General features: G+C 71.9%; 13 protein-coding genes. 8 read left to right on the forward strand and 5 right to left on the reverse strand.

From position 1 onward, the window contains the following. Window positions 1–43: 43 nt before the first annotated feature. From FRANEAN1_RS05095 to meaB, 4 genes are all read left to right on the forward strand, one after another. The gene (locus tag FRANEAN1_RS05095; RefSeq protein ID WP_020458679.1) at window positions 44–601 is read left to right on the forward strand and encodes a SigE family RNA polymerase sigma factor; all 558 of its coding nucleotides are present in this window, start codon (window positions 44–46) and stop codon (window positions 599–601) included. Continuing rightward, complete coding sequence (locus FRANEAN1_RS05100; RefSeq protein WP_020458680.1) at window positions 598–1,596, forward strand: VCBS repeat-containing protein; 999 nt, start codon at window positions 598–600, stop codon at window positions 1,594–1,596. Before FRANEAN1_RS05095 ends, FRANEAN1_RS05100 begins: the two co-directional genes overlap by 4 nt. A gap of 364 nt (window positions 1,597–1,960) precedes the next feature. Beyond that, window positions 1,961–3,145 (forward strand): acetyl-CoA C-acetyltransferase, encoded by a 1,185-nt coding sequence (locus tag FRANEAN1_RS05105; protein WP_020458681.1) that lies wholly within the window; start codon window positions 1,961–1,963, stop codon window positions 3,143–3,145. Window positions 3,146–3,159: 14 nt separating this feature from the next. Beyond that, complete coding sequence (gene meaB / locus FRANEAN1_RS05110; RefSeq protein ID WP_020458682.1) at window positions 3,160–4,230, forward strand: methylmalonyl Co-A mutase-associated GTPase MeaB; 1,071 nt, start codon at window positions 3,160–3,162, stop codon at window positions 4,228–4,230. 53 nt (window positions 4,231–4,283) lie between these two features. Here the strand turns inward: meaB and FRANEAN1_RS05115 are convergent, their stop codons facing one another. Continuing rightward, window positions 4,284–5,753 carry a hybrid sensor histidine kinase/response regulator gene (locus tag FRANEAN1_RS05115; protein ID WP_020458683.1) on the reverse strand — a complete coding sequence of 490 codons (1,470 nt, stop codon included), beginning with the start codon at window positions 5,751–5,753 and terminating at the stop codon, window positions 4,284–4,286. Between the two features lie 247 nt (window positions 5,754–6,000). Here FRANEAN1_RS05115 and FRANEAN1_RS05120 point away from each other — a divergent pair, with 247 nt between their 5' ends. Then, window positions 6,001–6,297, forward strand: coding sequence for an MTH1187 family thiamine-binding protein (locus FRANEAN1_RS05120; protein WP_020458684.1), 297 nt, complete (start codon window positions 6,001–6,003; stop codon window positions 6,295–6,297). A 159-nt stretch (window positions 6,298–6,456) separates the two neighbouring features. Then, complete coding sequence (locus FRANEAN1_RS05125) at window positions 6,457–7,395, forward strand: tetratricopeptide repeat protein (RefSeq protein ID WP_041253709.1); 939 nt, start codon at window positions 6,457–6,459, stop codon at window positions 7,393–7,395. A 96-nt stretch (window positions 7,396–7,491) separates the two neighbouring features. On the opposite strand, the gene glgB is transcribed toward FRANEAN1_RS05125, so the two are convergent. From glgB to FRANEAN1_RS05150, 4 genes are all read right to left on the reverse strand, one after another. Next, window positions 7,492–10,026 carry a 1,4-alpha-glucan branching protein GlgB gene (gene glgB / locus FRANEAN1_RS05130; protein WP_041253710.1) on the reverse strand — a complete coding sequence of 845 codons (2,535 nt, stop codon included), beginning with the start codon at window positions 10,024–10,026 and terminating at the stop codon, window positions 7,492–7,494. 126 nt (window positions 10,027–10,152) lie between these two features. After that, a complete protein-coding gene (locus tag FRANEAN1_RS05135; protein ID WP_020458687.1) occupies window positions 10,153–11,541 on the reverse strand; it encodes an aminoglycoside phosphotransferase in 1,389 nt (462 codons plus the stop codon). Between the two features lie 266 nt (window positions 11,542–11,807). Then, window positions 11,808–13,526 (reverse strand): maltose alpha-D-glucosyltransferase, encoded by a 1,719-nt coding sequence (gene treS, locus FRANEAN1_RS05145; RefSeq protein WP_020458688.1) that lies wholly within the window; start codon window positions 13,524–13,526, stop codon window positions 11,808–11,810. Beyond that, window positions 13,523–15,541, reverse strand: coding sequence for an alpha-1,4-glucan--maltose-1-phosphate maltosyltransferase (locus FRANEAN1_RS05150; protein ID WP_020458689.1), 2,019 nt, complete (start codon window positions 15,539–15,541; stop codon window positions 13,523–13,525). The genes treS and FRANEAN1_RS05150 overlap by 4 nt, the downstream gene beginning before the upstream one ends. A gap of 860 nt (window positions 15,542–16,401) precedes the next feature. On the opposite strand from FRANEAN1_RS05150, the gene FRANEAN1_RS05155 reads away from it, so the two are divergent. Together FRANEAN1_RS05155 and FRANEAN1_RS05160 are read left to right on the forward strand one after the other, a co-directional pair. Next, entirely contained in the window at window positions 16,402–16,977 is a 576-nt protein-coding gene (locus FRANEAN1_RS05155) for a TerD family protein (RefSeq protein WP_020458691.1), read from the forward strand. 406 nt (window positions 16,978–17,383) lie between these two features. Next, entirely contained in the window at window positions 17,384–18,568 is a 1,185-nt protein-coding gene (locus tag FRANEAN1_RS05160; RefSeq protein ID WP_041255525.1) for a DUF475 domain-containing protein, read from the forward strand. Window positions 18,569–18,608: the final 40 nt, after the last annotated feature.

Consider the following 18,608-nt stretch of genomic DNA (forward strand, 5'->3'; position numbering starts at 1 on the left):
CCTTGGAGGGTCGGCGCGCGTCAGACTTTGCGTGACCGCGCCCATGACAGTCGTGGAAGGGTGGCGGCCCGTGCCTGCGCGGAGCGACGCCGCCCGTAGCGCCGTCGCGCGGGACGCCGACGCCGCTCTGACGGCGTTGTACTCCGAGCACTACCGATCCCTCGTCCGTCTCGCGGCACTGCTGCTGGATGACATCGGGTTGTGCGAGGAGGTCGTGCAGGACGCCTACATCCGGGTGCACAGTGCCTGGGGTCGGCTCCAGGACCGGGACAAGGCCCTGGCCTACCTCCGTCAGACGGTGGTCAATCTCGCACGGTCCACCCTCCGGCGTCGACTGGTCGCTCTCAAGCACGCCCCCAAGCCGATGCCCGACGCCGCGAGCGCCGAAGAGGGGGCCTACTCTCTGGTCGAGCGGGCCGCCGTCGTCCAGGCACTGCGGGAGCTGCCCAGACGGCAACGGGAAGCGGTCGTGCTCCGCTACTACGCGGACATGTCGGAGGCTGACGCCGCCGCGGTGATGGGCTGCAGCGTCGGGTCGGTGAAGGCCTACACGTCACGGGGGCTGGCGGCACTGAGCGGCAAGCTGGAGGGCCTGCGGTGAGCAGCGGGCTCGAACCGGAGGAGCTCACCCGCCTGCTGCGGGCGGCGGTGGAGCCCGTGCGGGCGTCCCCCGACGCGCTGCACCGCATCCGGGCCGGGGTGGAGCGCCGCCGCTGGTGGCGTCTGCCGCTGATGGCCACCGGTGGCGTGGCGATGGCCGCCCTGATCGTCCTGGCCATCGTCGCGGTCCGGCCGAAGTCGTCGAACCAGCAGGTCGTCGAGCCTGCCGCACCGCCGCTGGTGTCCTCGGTGCTCTCCGAGACCAGCCGGCCGGCCACCCCGTCCACCGGAGGGTCTGGCGGCTCGAACGGCGGCAACGGCGTCCCCGGCTCGACCAGGCCGCCGCGGGCGACGTCCAGCCCGTCTGCGGCGGCGACGACCCCGCCGTCCACCGTGAGCCCGTCGAGCCCGCCCGCGAGCGCGACGCCGGGGCCTGGCGGCTCCGGCGCTGCGGACCTGCCCGCCCCCGTTACCCGGCCGGCGGGCGCCAGCGACGTGGACGGGGACGGGATCGGCGACCAGGTCCGCGTCAACGAGACGACCGCGAAGGTCGAGGTGACCTTCTCCCGCAGTGGCAGGACCACCAGCGTCGACCTGCCCGGCCTGCAGCTCCCGACGGTCCACGCCGTCGTGGACGCGAACGTCGACGGCTTCGCCGAGATCCTGGTCCGCACCGTGACCCGCGACGGCATCGAGGAGTACACGATGCTCCGCTACGCCGCGCGGGACGTGCTCGCGCCGGTCACCCTCGGGCCCGGAGTGCGCCTGTCCGCCGGCCAGCGCGACAACGCCGGCTTCGGCTTCGGCTGCGACGAGACCGGGATGCGGCTCGTCGCCGGCACGTCGTCGACCGTCGGAACGGACTTCCAGGTCGTCACCACCCCGCTCCAGCTCACCCCGGAGGGGCTGGTCACGGCCGGGCAGGGCACGACCACCCAGATGCCGGCGTCGGGCGCGAACAGCCAGTTCCGGGCATCCTGCGGCGTTTTCTCCTGACCGGTCCGCCTACCGGTCCGTTCTTCCTGACCGGTAGGCCGACGGCCCGCTCGTTCTGACCGCCGCCGTGTTTCGCCGCCGATCCTCCCGCCGCTCGTCCCGGCCGGCGCTCCTCCGGGCGCGGCGGGCGATGTTCGTCACACAGGGCCGCCCTGGGGCTGTTCCGGCGGGCGGCACCCCCGGCGCGTCCACCAAGATCACGTTATTGTTGCTGGGAGAGTTTTGTTCTCCCCACCCGTCCGGCTGTCGTGGCCGGCGGAACGCGGTCGCGGCACATCGCGGGGGTAGCCTCGCGGCACATCGCGGGGGTAACCGTGCAGGGCCGGTGCCGCGCGAGCCGGTACCCGTGACCTAGGAGGCGTCCATGCCTGGTTCTGTCATCGTGGCCGGTGCGCGCACCCCGATCGGCAAGCTCTCCGGCGCCCTCAAGGACTTCACCGCGGTCGACCTGGGCGGTATCGCCATCCGCGCCGCGCTCGAGCGGGCCGGGCTGGCCGGCGACGCCGTCGACTACGTCATCCTGGGCCAGGTCATCCAGGCCGGCGCCGGCCAGGCCGCCGCCCGCCAGGCCGCCGTGAAGGGCGGCATCCCGATGACGGTGCCGTCCACCAGCATCAACAAGGTGTGCCTGTCGGGCCTGAACGCCATCTCGCTGGCGGACCTCTACATCTCCAGCGGTCAGTACGACGTCATCGTGGCCGGTGGCATGGAGTCGATGACCCGCGCGCCGCACCTGCTGCCCGCGCTGCGCGGCGGCGTCAAGTACGGCGACACCACCCTGACGGACTCGATCGCGGTGGATGCCCTCACCTGCGGGTTCGACCAGGTGTCGATGGGTCTCGCGACAGACCGGTACAACTCCCGCTACGGCATCACCCGCGAGGAGCAGGACGAGTTCAGCGCCCGGTCGCATCAGCGGGCCGCGGCCGCGGCGAAGAACGGCCTGTTCGAGAACGAGATCGTCCCGGTCGAGGTGCCCCAGCGCCGCGGCGACCCGATCGTCGTCAGCGCGGACGAGGGCGTCCGGGCCGAGACGACCGCGGAGAGCCTGGCGAAGCTGCGCCCGGCGTTCGACAAGGCCGGCTCGATCACCGCCGGCTCGGCCTCCCAGATCTCGGACGGCGCGGCCGCGGTCGTCGTGACGAGCCGGGCGAAGGCCGAGGAGCTGGGCCTGCCGATCATCGCCGAGGTCGGCCACCACGGTTACGTGTCCGGCCCGGACCCGTCCCTGCACTCCCAGCCGTCGAACGCGATCCTCGCGGCCCTGGCGAAGGAGAAGCTGACCCCGGCCGACCTCGACCTCGTCGAGATCAACGAGGCGTTCGCGGCCGTCGGCATCCAGTCGATGCGCGAGCTGGGGATCGGCCCGGACATCACCAACGTCAACGGCGGCGCGATCGCGGTCGGCCACCCGGTTGGGATGTCTGGCACCCGGGTCGCGCTCACCCTCCTGCTCGAGCTGCAGCGCCGCGGCGGCGGCATCGGCGCGGCGGCGCTGTGCGGCGGCGGCGGCCAGGGCGACGCCCTGGTGCTGCGCGTTCCGGCGTGAGCTCGGGCTCCGGCGTGAGCGCGGGCTCCGCCGGGGTCGCTCCAGCCGGGCCGGCGAGATCCGGGCCGGCGATAGCCGGGCGGGCGCGCGCCGCGCGCCCGAGCCCGGCGGAGCTCACTACCGCCGCCCTGGCCGGTGACCGGCGCGCGGTGGCCCGCCTGATCTCGCTCGTCGAGGACGAATCTGACGCCCTGCGCGAGGTGAGCGCCCTGCTTGCCCCGCACACCGGCCGCGCCCGGGTGATCGGTCTGACCGGGGCTCCCGGGGTGGGGAAGTCGACGTCCACCTCGGCGCTGGTCGGCGCCTTCCGGGCTCGCGGGCTGCGGGTGGGCGTGCTCGCGATCGACCCGAGCTCCCCGTTCACCGGCGGCGCGCTGCTGGGCGACCGGGTCCGGATGGTCGAGCACGCCACCGACCCGGATGTGTTCGTCCGCTCCCTGGCCACCAGGGGCAACCTCGGCGGGCTGTCCTGGGCCACCCCACAGGCGCTGAGGGTCCTCGACGCGGCCGGCTTCGACATCGTGCTGATCGAGACCGTCGGTGTCGGCCAGGCCGAGGTGGATGTCGCCTCGCTGGCCGACACCACGCTGGTCCTGCTCGCCCCGGGCATGGGGGACGGGATCCAGGCGGCCAAGGCCGGCATCATGGAGATCGCCGACATCCTCGTCGTCAACAAGGCCGACCGTCCCGGCGCCGACCACACCTACCGCGACCTTGTCGCCGCCGTCCGGATGGCCGGTGGCACGGCGGCCGGTGGGGCGGCGGAAGCCGGCTGGCGGCCCGAGGTCGTGCGGCTCGAGGCCGCGACCGGGAAGGGCGTGCCGGAGCTCCTGGACGCGATCGAGCGCCACCGCGACTGGCTGCGGACGTCCGGTGAGCTCGAACGCCGCCGGCTGCACCGCGCGGCCGAGGAGATCTCCCAGATCGCCCTGGCCGGCATGCGGGCCCGGCTGGGCAGGCTCAACGGCGCGGCCCAGCTGGCCGACCTGGCCCGCCAGGTCACCTCCGGCCGCCTCGACCCCTACACCGCGGCCGCCACCCTCCTGGCCGCCATCCCCGACCCCCACCTCCCGCGCTCCGGGTGAGGTGACGGTCAGCTGCCAGGGCGGTCAGCTGACAGCCGGCCGCCCTCCAGGCGTCAGGCGGTGGTGAGCTGCGAGGTGGCGGCGATCAGCGAGGTGACGTCCAGCGGCATGCCGAGGACCTGGACGGCGCCCGCCTGGCGCAGGCGGGTCCACTCGTCCGGGTCCACCTCGGTGGTCAGCACCAGGGCGGGGACGGTGCCCGCCACCGGGTCCGCGGCCAGCCGGGGGAGGAGGTCGACCGCGGTCACATCCGGCAGGTCGCGGTCGAGGAGGACCAGCGACGGGCGGGCCCGCCGGATGGCCTCGACCGCGAGGGCCCCGCGCGGCACGCTGATGGTGTCCGCCCCGAGCGCGCTCGCCAGGGTGTCGCTGACCAGGGCGCGCAGCCCCGGGTCGCCGCTGACATGGACCACGCGAAGGCCACCCGGCTCGAGCTGCCCTTCGCCCACGAAGTCGTCCGGGTCCTCCTCGGTGTGGTCGTAACGGACGTCCACGGCGTCCAGGACGACCGCGAAGACGCTGCCCACCCCGGGCCTGCTGGCAACCGTCAGAACACCGCCCATCGCCGTCACAAGGGCGTGGGAGAGGGCCAGGCCGAGGCCGCTGCCCTCGACTCCGGTGTCCTCGGCCCCGAGGCGCTCGAACGGCCGGAACAGCCGGGACAGCGCGGACGGGGACAGCCCGATCCCGTCGTCCTCCACCTCGATGCGGATCCGCGAACCGGTGACCGGGACCACGCCGACCCGGACGTTGCCGCCCTCCCGGCCGTACTTCAGCGCGTTGCCGACCAGGTTCAGCAGGACCTGCCACAGCCGGCGGCGGTCCGCGTCGGCGATGAGCGGCCGGGCCGGATGGATGATCCGCCGGATCCCGCGGCGCTCGGCCAGCGGCTCGACCAGCTCGACCACGCCCTGGACGATGTCCAGCACGTTCACCGGCCCCTTGTTGATGTCACCGCGCCCGGCGCGCAGCCGCGCCAGGTCGAGGACGTCGTCGATCAGGGCCTGCATGTGGCGGCCGCCGGTGATGATGCGCTCGACGTCCTCGTGCAGGTCGGGCGTGAGCGGTTCGAGCTCGAGGAGCTGGGCGAACCCGAGCATCGCGTTCAGCGGTGTGCGCAGCTCGTGGCCGAGCCGCGCGACGAACTCGTCCTTGGACCGCGACTCGGTCTCGGCGGCCCGGCGGGCACGCGCGTCGACGGTGTCGCGGGCGACGATGACCATCCCGCCGGCCGGGTCCAGCCGCGCCGTGACCGTGTACGGCGCGGTCGTGCCGGCCAGGTCGATCAGCGAGACGGTGCCCCGCCACACGCCCGTCCGGGCCAGCGCCTGCGACACCGGGCCGGCGAGCTCGACCCGGCACGCGGGATCGACCACGTCGGACAGGTCGTGCAGGTGCGGCGCCGTGCCGATCCGGTCTCCCACGAACGCGCGCGCGGCCGCGCCGAGTTCGAGGACACGCCCGTCACCGCCGACGACCACCACCAGGTCGGTCAGCGTGTCGAGCAGGGTACTCAGCCCCACCTAAGCCTCGTCTGCCTCGTCATAAGTCTGCATCCACCCCACGGCGGGTCATGGTAGGGCGTACCGTCAGCGCGCGTTGTCCCGGGTTTGGTGAACTCCGGTCAATTCTCACCTAGCATCAACATCCCGTGACAGGTTCGTCGCGAAAAATGGCTCTCCGGTCGGGTGGGGCACCCATGGCTCGACTCCGCGTGGAGCCAGCACAGACCTCCGTGTCCGCAGCGCGAGGCGTGGTAGGCCTGTCCACATGCTTGTTGCCTTCAGCGTCACTCCTATCGGTCTCGGCGAGGACGTCTCGGCTCCGGTGGCCGAAGCGGTCCGGGTCGTGCGTGACTCCGGCCTGCCGAACGAGACCAACGCGATGTTCACGATCATCGAGGGCGAGTGGGCCGAGGTGATGGACGTCGTACGGCGGGCCACCGAGGCCGTGGCGGCCCGGTGTGGACGGGTGAGCCTGGTGCTCAAGGCTGATCTGCGTGAGGGCGTGAGCGACGCGCTGCACGCCAAGGTCGCCAGCGTCGAGCGCCACCTGGCCGGCGGCTGAGGCCGGGCGCCGGGTGTCCGGGTGTTGCCACCGGGGTGACCACGCGCGGAAAAGTGGCCCGGGGGCGTCCTGACCGCGACCGTCGGGTGTAACGATGGAGACATGCAGCGGAGGTCACCTGTCCCACCCGGCTCGCCGCGCAGGGGCGGGCCGGGCAGTATGCCCGACACCCTCGGCGGCCTACGGCTCGCCGGTGCGGTTCCCCTAGACCCGAAGCCGGCCCAGCCGCCGGCGCCCCCGGCCGGCCGGGCCGGCCCCGGTGGCTCTCCCGGCGGCGCGGCGCCCGCCGGTGCCGCCGGCCCGGTCGTGATCGACGTGACCGAGGCGACGTTCGCCGAGGACGTCGTGAACCGTTCCATGCAGGTTCCCGTGGTCATCGACTTCTGGGCCGAGTGGTGCGGGCCGTGCAAGCAGCTCAGCCCCATCCTGGAGCGCCTCGCCGCCGCCGACGGCGGTCGCTGGGTGCTCGCCAAGGTGGACGTCGACGCCAACCCCGGTCTCGCGCAGGCCGCGGGCGTGCAGGGCATCCCCGCGGTCAAGGCGGTGGTCGGCGGCCGGATCATCGGAGAGTTCACCGGCGCGGTCCCCGAGCGGGAGGTGCGCGGCTGGCTGGACCAGCTCCTGAGCGTCGTCGGGGAGGCGATGGGCGGGCTGCCGGGGGCGGGAGCCGAGGGCGGTCCCGCGCTGCCGCCGAACATCGCCGCCGCGGAGGACGCGATGGCCACCGGCGACCTGGACGCGGCGGCCGCCGCCTACCAGGCCCAGCTCGCCGAGGCCCCCGGGGACGCGGACGCCACCCTCGGCCTGGCCCGGGTGGAGCTGCTGCGGCGGGTGCGCGGCTACGACCCGGCCTGGCTGCGTCAGCGGCTCTCGGAGAACCCCGACGACATCGAGGCGGCGCTCGCGGTGGCCGACCTGACCATCGCCCAGGGCGACCCGGCCACCGGCCTGGGCCGCCTCGTCGACCTCGTCCGCCGCACCTCGGGCGACGACCGGGAGAAGCTGCGGGCGCATCTGGTCGGGCTGTTCCAGGCGCTGGGCGACGGCGAGCCGGCGGTCGCCCCGGCCCGGCGGGCCCTCGCCGCCGCCCTGTTCTGAGTACGCCTGCCTGACACCGCTGTCACCGCGGAGCCGCGGTGTGCCGCCGGGGTGGCCGGTCCTCGTCGGACTCGGCCTCCCGGCGGGGCCCGGCTGTCAGGCCTCGGGGTCGGACCGCACGCCGTCTGCCGGCTCGCTGGCGGTCAGCTCGTTGTCGGTCTGCCCGTCGGCAGAAGGTCCGTCGCCGGCAGGTCCGCCGTCGGCCGGCTCGTGCACGAACCAGACGGTGCCCAGCGGGGGAAGTGACAGGGCCGCCGAGGCGGGCAGGCCGTGCGACGGGTCCGCCACCGCGGTGATCCCGCCGAGGTTGCCCATGCCGCCGCCGCCGTAGTCGAGCGCGTCGGTGTTGAGCACCTCGCGCCAGCGGCCCGGGAACGGGAAGCCGAGGCGGTAGCCGACCTGGCCGACGCCGGCGAAGTTCGTCACGCACGCCAGCGCCCGCTCGCCGTCCTCACCCCAGCGTACGAACGCGAAGACGTTGTTCTCGGCGTCGCTGGCGTCGATCCACGAGAAGCCGCTCGGATCGGAGTCGCGCTCCCACAGGGCCGGGATCTCCCGGTAGGTGTGGTTGAGGTCGCGGACCAGGCGGGCCACCCCGCCGTGCCCGGCCTCGCCAAGCAGGTGCCAGTCCAGCGAGGTGGCCTCGCTCCACTCGTTGTCCTGGGCGAACTCGCAGCCCATGAACAGCAGCTGCTTGCCGGGGTGCGCCCACATGTAGCCGTAGAGCGCCCGCAGGTTGGCCAGCTGGGCCCGGCGGTCGCCCGGCATCTTGCGCAGCAGCGAGCCCTTGCCGTGCACGACCTCGTCGTGGCTGAACGGCAGGACGAAGTTCTCGGAGAACGCGTACATCAGCGAGAACGTCATCTGGTGGTGGTGGTAGGTGCGGAACAGCGGCGCCCGCGACGAGTAGTCGAGGGTGTCGTGCATCCAGCCCATGTTCCACTTGAAGCCGAAGCCGAGGCCCCCGAGGTGGGTCGGGCGGGTCACGCCGGGCCAGGCCGTCGACTCCTCGGCGATCATCATCGCTCCCGGCACCCGCCGGTAGACGGTCGCGTTGACCTCCTGCAGCAGCGAGACGGCCTCCAGGTTCTCCCGGCCGCCGTGCGCGTTGGGCACCCACTCGCCCGAGGGCCGGGAGTAGTCGAGGTAGAGCATCGAGGCGACGGCGTCGACCCGCAGCCCGTCGACGTGGAACTCCTCCAGCCAGTACAGCGCGTTGGCGACGAGGAAGTTGCGCACCTCGGACCGGCCGAAGTCGAAGACGTAGGTGCCCCAGTCGGGCTGCTCGCCGCGGCGCGGGTCGGGGTGCTCGTAGAGCGGGGTGCCGTCGAAGCGGCCCAGCGCGAAGGCGTCCCGGGGGAAGTGGGCGGGCACCCAGTCGACGATCACGCCGATCCCGGCGGCGTGCAGCGCGTCGACGAGGTGCCGGAACTCGTCCGGGCTGCCGAAGCGGGACGTCGGCGCGTAGTACGAGGTGACCTGGTAGCCCCAGGAGCCACCGAACGGGTGCTCGGCCACCGGCAGCATCTCGACGTGGGTGAAGCCGTTCTCGCGCACGTACTCGACGAGCTGCTCGGCCAGCTCGAGGTAGCTCAGGCCGCGCCGCCACGAGGCCAGGTGCACCTCGTAGACGCTGACCGGCGCGGCGTGCCAGGGGATGCTCGCGCGCCGCTCGAGCCAGGCCGCGTCGTCCCAGGTGTAGCTCGACTCGTGGACCACGCTGGCGGTGGCCGGGGGCTGCTCGGTGGCGAAGGCCAGCGGGTCCGCCTTCTGCCGCCACACGCCGTCAGAGCCGAGGATCTCGTACTTGTAGCGGGTGCCGGCCCCGATACCGGGGACGAACAGCTCCCAGACGCCCGACGAGCCCAGCGAGCGCATCGGGAAGCCGCGGCCGTCCCAGAAGTCGAAGTCGCCGACTACCCGCACGCCGCGGGCGTTCGGCGCCCAGACCGCGAAGCTGACCCCCGCGACTGTCCCGCCGCCGCCGCCGCCGCCCGGCCCGCGGTCGAGGCGGCGCACGTGCGCGCCCAGGACGTGCCAGAGCCGCTCGTGACGTCCCTCGCCGATCAGGTGCAGGTCGATCTCGCCGAGCGTCGGCAGGTGCTGGTACGGGTCGTCGACCACGTGGGTCGAGTCGGGGTAGGTGACCTCGAACCGGTAGTCGGGGATGCCGCCGGGCACGGCGACGGCGAAGATCCCACCGCTGTGCAGCCTCGTCATCGGGTGGCGCGTCCCGTCGACGAGGACGGTGACGGCGGTGGCGTCGGGGCGCAGCGCGCGGATGACTGTCCAGCCCCGGGTGGGGTGCGCGCCGAGCACGCCATGCGGGTCGTGGTGCGCGCCGCCGGCGAGGCGGTCGAGCACCTCCCCGGGCAGTCCCAGCGGGGGCGCGCTCGCCGGGTCCGGTGTGCCGGTCGGTTCCGGGGCACCGGCCGGGCGGGCCGCGGCGGCCGGGTCCGGAGCACCGTTCGGGGCCGCCGGATCCGCGCCACCGGGCCTGTCCGCGCCGCCGGTCCTCTCTACAACGCCTGGCCGGTCCACGACGGCGGTGTCGGTGAACCTCGACAGGTTCACCGAGTCAGGGCGCCCGTTCACGGATCCGGTCCGCCTCGTGTCGTCGGGGTCGTCCACTCCGGCCACCTGTCCTTCTCTCGTCGTCGAGATCGCGTCCCACCCAGGCGCCCCCCGGTGGGTTTCGTCGTGTCGCTCAGGGCGTGGGGAGCGCTGTTCGCCCAGCGCACGGGGCGTTTGGTCCACTCAGGGCGCGGGGAGCTCAGTGGGTCGCCCGCCGGTCAACCGTTCGACCGAACGCAGCGGGATGCTGATCCAGCCCGGCCGGTGGCGCGCCTCGTAGAGCACTTCGTACACAGCCTTGTCGAGCTCGAGACCACGCAGGACGGCGCCGCCGTCCCGGGGATCCGCGCCGGACACCGCGCCGTAGCCGCGGCAGAAGGCGTCCCGGTTGCGGTCGGCCCACTCCAGCGCCCGGTAGGCCAGCGACGGCTCGTCGGAGCGCTCGAGCAGCATCGACTGGGCCGCGTAGTCGAACGACCGGAGCATGCCGGCGATGTCGCGCAGCGGGGATTCGAGCAGGGTCCGCTCGGGCACCGGCCGCGCCGGCTCACCCTCGAAGTCGAACAGCACCCAGCCCGACTCCACCCGCAGCACCTGGCCGAGATGCAGGTCGCCGTGGATGCGCTGGAACGGCGCCGCGTGGTCGGCGCGGCGGACCTCGTCGTAGGCGGTCCGCAGTGCGGCCTCGAACGGCGCGAGCTCCGCCACGGCCGCCAGCGCGGCGTCGAGCCGGCTGTGCAGGTAGTCGGCGACCTCGCCGAGCGCGGCGGCGTCGGCGGGCCGGGTCGGCAGCGCGGCGGCCAGGTCGCGGTGCACCTGGGCGGTCGCGGCGCCCAGCCGCTCGGCCTCGGCGGCGAAGTCGCCGCCCACCTCGTCGGCGTGCAGGTCGCCCTCGGCGTAGAGGTCGCGGACGCTGGCCAGGGCCAGCAGCCAGCCCTCGGCCCCGGTGCGCAGGAAGTCCTGCATGAACGCGAAGGTCGTCGGGACGCCGGAGAGCTGCCCGCTCAGCCAGGCCACCGGCCGGGCCACGTGCTCGCTGCCGGCGCGCGCCAGAACCCGGGTGATCTCCAGATCGGGATTCGTCCCGGGCCACAGGCGGCGGAAGACCTTCAGGATGTAGGCGTCGCCGTAGACGATCGAGGTGTTCGACTGCTCGGCGCCGACCGCGTGCGCGGGCAGGTCGTCCAACGACTCGACCGCCGTCGCGGTCAGCCCCTCGCGGCTCGCGCCCCGGCGCAGGTAGTCCAGCAGGGCGGCGCTTCCGTCGGAGTCGTGCAGGCCGTCGTAGACCAGGCCCACCGACGACTCGCCGATGAGGAACCCCTCGTGGCCGAAGGGGGCGTCCGGCCGGATCACCACCGGGACCTGGTAGTGGTCGGAGAGGCCGCCGTCGTCGTAGCGGACCTCCACCACCAGCAGGTGCATCGCCGCCTTCACCGCCGCGTCGAAGCTGAGGCGGACGTCCTGCCCGACGCGCAGCCTCCCGCCCGGCCGGCCCTTGCCCGCGAACCAGCGCTGCCTGGGCAGCCAGTCCGAGAGCAGGGCCGTGAGCTCGGAGTGGTGGTCCGTCATGCCCGACCTCCCTGCGCGTCACTTTTCACTTCGTCATCGGCGTCGAGCCGCCCCGCCGTGTTCCGCGGCTCTCCTCCGGCCTGGGTGCCGCCCGGGATGTGGAGAACCGCGCGGCACCGGAGGAGTGAATCCTGGCGTCGTCCGGCCCGGAGATCAAGACCGAACCGACCGGGTTCGGCCCGGTTCGGTTCCGCCCGGACACACCGCGCGGGCGACGCCAGCCGTACGGCGCGTCCAGCCGCATGTCCTGACGGCTGTCCTGACGTCTACTGAGTGAATTCCCCCGGATTGGACAGAGCGAACCAGTAGTGTCCGTGACCGGGCAGTGTCAGCAGGTACGGAAGCTCGCCGACCGGTGGGAAATGGACCCGGCCGAGCAGCTCCACCGGCACCAGGCCGGCGAATCTCCGCAGGTCAAGCTCGACGGGCTGGGCGAACCGGGAGAGGTTCGCGACGCAGAGCACCCTGTCGTCACCGAACTCCCGGACATACGCGAAGACCGACGGATTCGACGCGCCGAGCTCCTCGTAGGTGCCGAGCCCGAAGACGGGATGCCGCTTGCGGACCTCGATCATCCGCCTGGTCCAAGACAGGAACGACGTCGGCATCCGCTGCTCGGCCTCGACGTTCAGCGCCTGGTAGCCGTACACCGGGTCCATGATCACCGGCAGGTACAGCCGGGCCGGGTCGGTTGTCGAGAACCCGGCGTTGCGGTCCGGGGACCACTGCATCGGGGTGCGCACGCCGTCGCGGTCACCGAGATAGATGTTGTCGCCCATACCGATCTCGTCGCCGTAGTAGAGCACGGGACTGCCGGGCAGGGAGAGCAGCAGGGCGGTAAACAGCTCCATCTGGTCGCGGCTGTTGTCCAGCAGCGGGGCGAGGCGTCGGCGGATCCCGATGTTCGCCTTCATACGCGGGTCCTTCGCGTACTCGGCGTACATGTAGTCCCGCTCCTCGTCGGTGACCATCTCCAGGGTCAGCTCGTCGTGGTTGCGCAGGAAGATGCCCCACTGGCAGTTCGGCGGGATCTCCGGGGTCTGCGCCAGGATCTCCGAGATCGGGTAGCGCGACTCCCGCCGCACCGCCATGAAGATGCGCGGCATCAGCGGGAAGTGGAAGGCCATGTGGCACTCGTCGTCATTGCCGAAGTACTGGACGACGTCCGAGGGCCACTGGTTCGCCTCGGCCAGCATGACCCTGTCGGCGTACTTGGCGTCGATCTCCTTGCGGACCCGGCGCAGGTACTCGTGCGTCTCCGGCAGGTTCTCCCCGTTCGTGCCCTCGCGCACGTACAGGTAGGGAACGGCGTCCAGGCGGAACCCGTCGAGGCCGAGGTCGAGCCAGAAGCGCAGGACCTCCAGCATCGCCTCCTGGACGTCCGGGTTGTCGTAGTTGAGGTCGGGCTGGTGGGAGAAGAACCGGTGCCAGTAGTACTGCCCGCGCACCGGGTCCCAGGTCCAGTTCGACTTCTCGGTGTCGACGAAGATGATCCGGGCGTCGGGGTACTTCTCGTCGGTGTCGGACCAGACGTAGAAGTCGCCGTACGGCCCGTCCGGGTCCGAGCGCGACGCCTGGAACCACGGGTGCTCGTCGGAGGTGTGGTTCATCACCAGGTCGGCGATGATCCGTAGCCCGCGCCGGTGCGCCTCGTCGACGAGGTTGATGAAGTCGCCCAGGTCCCCGAACTCGGGGAGGATCTGGAAGTAGTCGCTGATGTCGTACCCGCCGTCGCGCAGCGGCGAGGAGTAGATGGGCAGCAGCCACAGGCAGTCCACGCCGAGCCACTCGAGGTAGTCCAGTTTCGAGACCAGCCCGGCCAGGTCACCGGTGCCGTCGCCGTTGGAGTCGGCGAAGCCGCGGACGAGGACCTCGTAGAACACGGCCCGCTTGAACCACAGCGGGTCCTGGGACGTCCCCGTGTCGCCGCCCTCGGCCGCGGTCTCGCGCAGCGGCTGCTCCGCGAACGGTTCCGACTCGTTCACGGCAGGCGCCGCGCGGTCAGGATGTGGGCGGGCTCGGTCGGCTCCAGGCGGACGTAGTTCTCACGGCCCCACTGGTAGGTGACGCCGGTCATCTCGTCGTGCACTTCGAAGCGGTCGCCCCAGTCAAGCCCGAGAGCGGGCATGTCCAGTCGCACGGTGGTCTCCCGGGCCGAATGCGGGTCAAGGTTGACGACGACGATGACGAGGTCGTCGTCGGGGCGGAGGCGGCCGAGGGCGGGTCCGCCCGCCCGGGCCGTGGTGTGCCGTTTGGAGAAGACTGTGATCTCGGGCGTCGCGGACTCGTGGATGTGCAGGTTGCGCATCCAGTGCAGGGCCGGGTGGTCGCGCCGGATCTGGTTGAGCCGGGTGAGGTAGGGCGCCAGCGAGGCCCCGGCGCGTTCCGCGCCGGCCCAGTCCCGCGGCTTGTACTGGTATTTCTCCGAGTCGAGGTACTCCTCGCTCCCGGCCCGCACGGGGGAGTTCTCGTACAGCTCGTACCCCGCGTACACTCCCCAGGTCGGGGAGAGCATCGAGGCGAGCACCGCCCGGATGCGGAACGCCGCCGGCCCGCCCGTCTGCAGGAACCCGGGCAGGATGTCCGGGGTGTTGACGAAGAAGTTGGGCCGCATGTAGTGCGCCGCGTCGACCAGCTCCTGCGCGTACTCCTCCAGCTCACGGCGCTCGTTGCGCCAGGTGAAGTAGGTGTAGGACTGGGTGAAGCCAATCTTGGCGAGCGTGTGCATCATCGCCGGGCGGGTGAACGCCTCGGCCAGGAACAGCACGTCCGGCTCGGTCGCCTTGACCTGGCCGATGAGCCACTCCCAGAACTCGACCGGCTTCGTGTGCGGATTGTCCACCCGGAAGATCCGGACGCCGCGGGCCGTCCAGAACCGGACCACCCGCAGAATCTCGTGATATAGACCGATCGGGTCGGCGTCGAAGTTCAGGGGATAGATGTCCTGGTACTTCTTCGGCGGATTCTCCGCGTACGCGATCGAGCCGTCGCTGCGCACGACGAACCACTCCGGATGGTGCTTCGCCCAGGGGTGGTCCGGCGCGCACTGCAACGCCAGGTCGAGCGCGACCTCCATGCCGAGCGAGCGGGCCCGCGCGACGAAGAGGTCGAAGTCGTCCAGGGTCCCCAGATCCGGGTGGACGGCGTCGTGGCCGCCCTGCGAGCTGCCGATGGCCCACGGTGAACCGGGGTCCTCCGGGCCGGGCGTGAGGGTGTTGTTCGGGCCCTTGCGGTTGATCTCGCCGATCGGGTGGATCGGTGGCAGATAGACCACGTCGAAGCCCATCGCGGCGACGGCCGGCAGTCGTTCCGCGGCGGTGAGGAAGGTGCCCGATCGCGGTGGGTCGAGGCTCGCGCCCTCGGACCGGGGGAACAGCTCGTACCAGCTGCCGTAGAGCGCCCGCTCGCGGTCCACCCACACCCGGTACAACGGGGTGCGGGTCACGAGCTCGCGCAGCGGGTGCTCGTCGAGCAGGCCGGCCAGCTCCGGGGAGCAGGCGACGGCGATGCGCTCGTGCGGATCCGTCACGTCGTCGTCGCGCAGGACCGCGACGGCCCGCGCGATGTCGACCCGGCGGGGCTCGGGCACTCCGGGCAGCGCGCGCAGCAGCAGCCGCGCGCCGTCCTCGAAGTCGACCGCCAGCTCGTCCACCGTCTGGCCGGCACCGACCTTGAGCTCGATGCCGTGCCGCCAGGTGGCCAGCGGATCAGCCCAGGCCTCCACGCGATAGCCCCACAGGCCCTCACGGCCCATGACGACATCGGCCTCGTAGCGGTCCGTGCCCGCGCCGGCGAGTTTCATCCGCGTAAACGGAACTCCCTGGCCGTCGGGGCCGGAAAGAACGACATTGGCCCCGATGAGGTCATGCCCCTCACGGAAGACCGTCGCGCTGACGGTGAGGGTTTCCCCCTCCACCGCCCGCGACGGCCACTGGCCACAGGAGACGACCGGGCGCGCGTCAGTGATGACAACCCGGCCTACTGAACGTCCGATCATCATGGGGACCTTATCCAGACGAACCACGACTCAATGGTCGACCCTGTACATGGCGTTCGGTGACACCGCCACGTGAACTGCATGCAACCACCGGATGGGCCCACGTTGTCTCTGTGGTGGGTCTGCCTGTGCTGTCCCGATGGTCACGGTCCTGACCGATGTTCCCGGCTTGCTCCGGTGGTTAACCTTCCGTGGCGAGTATTGCTCTTGTAGACACTGTGGTGTGTCCGGTGGGTGACGTCGGACGGGTCGCCGCGCCGGTCCGGGAGCCTCGATGGCGCTCGTTTCTGACGGTGTGCCCACCGCATCGCCCGCCGCACGTCGAGTTCGGGCGATGTGTCGTTTGGGTGACAGTGGCCCCTAGGGGTGGTGAGCCTTTGGTGGTGGCACGCTCGGTGATCTGGGAACCTCGTCGCGCGCTCGTTCGTCCCGCTGAACACAGAACTGCAGAACACCGAGTTCCGATCGACCCGGGCGCCGGGCGGGCGGAGCACGGCCCGGCCACGGCAGCCGGAGGGTACGGCCGCCGTGGCGGTCGCCCTCGGGTGAAGTGGCGGTGCGGGTGGCTGCCGGCAACCGCCCGGGGGCACGCGTCGCTGCCGGGCAGGTCCCGCCGGCTCGCGCGAGGCTGGACATGTGACGCAGGTGACCAGACCGGGCCCGCGAGGGCCCGAGGTGGACACACCGGACCCGCGAGGGCCCGGGGCGTGATGTGTGACGCAGTACGCTGCCGGCGCCCGGACCCCTGGGCGGCCGGGGGCGCCGCGTCGCCCCCGGCGCGACCACCGCGCGCGGGCGACAGCGCCGGGCCGGCTGGGAAGCCGGCCCGGCGAGCATCCGACAACACCGAACCTGGAGGAGCAGTGGGAGTCAGCCTCAGCAAGGGCGGCAACGTGTCGCTGACCAAGGAGGCGCCCGGTCTCACGAACATCATCGTCGGTCTCGGCTGGGACGTGCGGACGACCACCGGCGCCGACTTCGACCTGGACGCCAGCGCGATCGCGTGCCGGGCGGACGGCAAGGTGGTCTCGGACGGGCACTTCATCTTCTTCAACAACCTGAAGAGCCCGGAAGGCGCGATCGAGCACCAGGGCGACAACCTCACCGGTGAGGGCGAGGGTGACGACGAGAAGATCAACGTCGACCTGGCGGGCCTCCCGACCGAGATCGACAAGATCGTCTTTCCGGTCTCCATCTACGACGCGGACTCGCGCTCGCAGAGCTTCGGGCAGGTGCGAAACGCGTTCATCCGCGTGGTGAACGCCGCCGGCCAGGCCGAGATCGCGCGCTACGACCTCACCGAGGACGCCTCGACCGAGACCGCCATGGTCTTCGGCGAGGTCTACCGGCACGGGGCGGAGTGGAAGTTCCGCGCGGTCGGCCAGGGCTACGCCTCCGGCCTCGCGGGAATCGCCCGTGACTACGGGGTGAACGTCTGACGGTTCGCGTCCGCGTGCGCGACATCACCCCGGGACGACTTGGTCCCGGGGTGATCCTCGGCGTTGGCGCTGACCCCGGCATCGACTCCGGTTCCGCCGGCGGTCCCCGGCCGGGAGCTCGAGCGGGTCACGGGCCGGCCGGCCCCCTGCGACGCGTTCGCGCCGATGGATCCAGCCGTGTACGGACGGTGGGGAAGGTGGGCGCCTGTCGGGTTTCGGTCGTGCCGAGCGACCCGTACCTGGCTACGATTCGCTCGACCGCGGGACCTACACCGCCCGGTGAGCTGGACGCAGCGGTCGGCGACAGTGTGTGACGTTGTGTGTGGTGGGTTCCGTACGGACCGCGGAGCTCGTCCGTAAACGCCTGTCGGAGCACTGTGAGCCGGTCCGGGAGGTGTTCCAAGGAGTGCACGCACTTCGAATTTTCGGCTGGTCCCTCGCCATCACGGTGATCGGGGTCGCGGGGGCTGGTGTGATCGGCGGCGGGGACGCCGCGGCGATCGTCGCGATCCTCGCCGTCCTCGAGATCAGCCTCTCGTTCGACAACGCGGTCATCAACGCGACGATCCTGCGCCGGATGAGCGAGTTCTGGCAGCGCATCTTCCTCAGCGTCGGCGTCATCATCGCCGTGTTCGGGATGCGGCTGCTGTTCCCGATCGTGATCGTGGCGCTGACGGCGCATCTCAGCCCGGTGGACGTCTTCGACCTGGCGCTGAACCACGAGGAGGAGTACGGGGCCCGGCTGCACGACGCGCACCCCTCGATCGCCGCCTTCGGCGGGATCTTCCTTTTTATGATCTTCCTTGACTTCATGTTCGACCCGGAGCGCGAGATCCAGTGGATCAAGCGCATCGAGGAGCCGTTCCGCCGGGCCGGCCAGCTCGATGTCGTGTCCGTCGTGCTGGGGCTCGTCGCGTTGCTGGTCGTGGGGGAGGCCTTCTCCGGCGACCACACCCAGCAGGTGCTGACGGCGGGGGTCGCCGGTCTCGCCACCTATCTGGGTGTCCGCGGGCTGGGCGAGTTCTTCGAGGCCCGCGGAATCGGCGCGGACGACGACGAGGACGACGAGGACGAGAAGGCCGGGGCCAACGGCTCGGCACCCGGTCGCACCACGGGAACCTCGGACGTGGTCCTTGCGACCGGCCGGGCCGCCTTCTTCCTGTTCCTCTACCTCGAGGTGATCGACGCGTCGTTCTCGTTCGACGGCGTCGTCGGGGCGTTCGCCATCTCGCAGAACATCTTCATCATCGCGGCCGGCCTGGGTATCGGCGCCATGTACATCAGGTCGACCACGGTGTACCTCGTCCGGCGCGGGACACTGGGCGAGTACATCTACCTGGAACACGGAGCGCACTACGCGATCGGCGCGCTCGCCGTCATCCTGGCGGTCTCGATCGAGACCGAGGTGCACGAGATCGTCACCGGGCTGATCGGTGTGGCGTTCATCGGGCTGGCCCTGCTGTCCTCGATCCGCCACCGCTCGAAGGAGCGGCAGGGGAACCTCGACGGCGGGGACGCCGCGGCCGCGGGTGACCAGCCCGGGGACGCCGGCGATCCCGAGGACGCGCCGGTCGTCGGCACCCGGAGCTGACGTCACCACCGACCACCACCCACCACCACCTATCTCACCG

The organism is Parafrankia sp. EAN1pec (assembly GCF_000018005.1).
Taxonomy (GTDB): Bacteria; Actinomycetota; Actinomycetes; order Frankiales; family Frankiaceae; genus Parafrankia; species Parafrankia soli.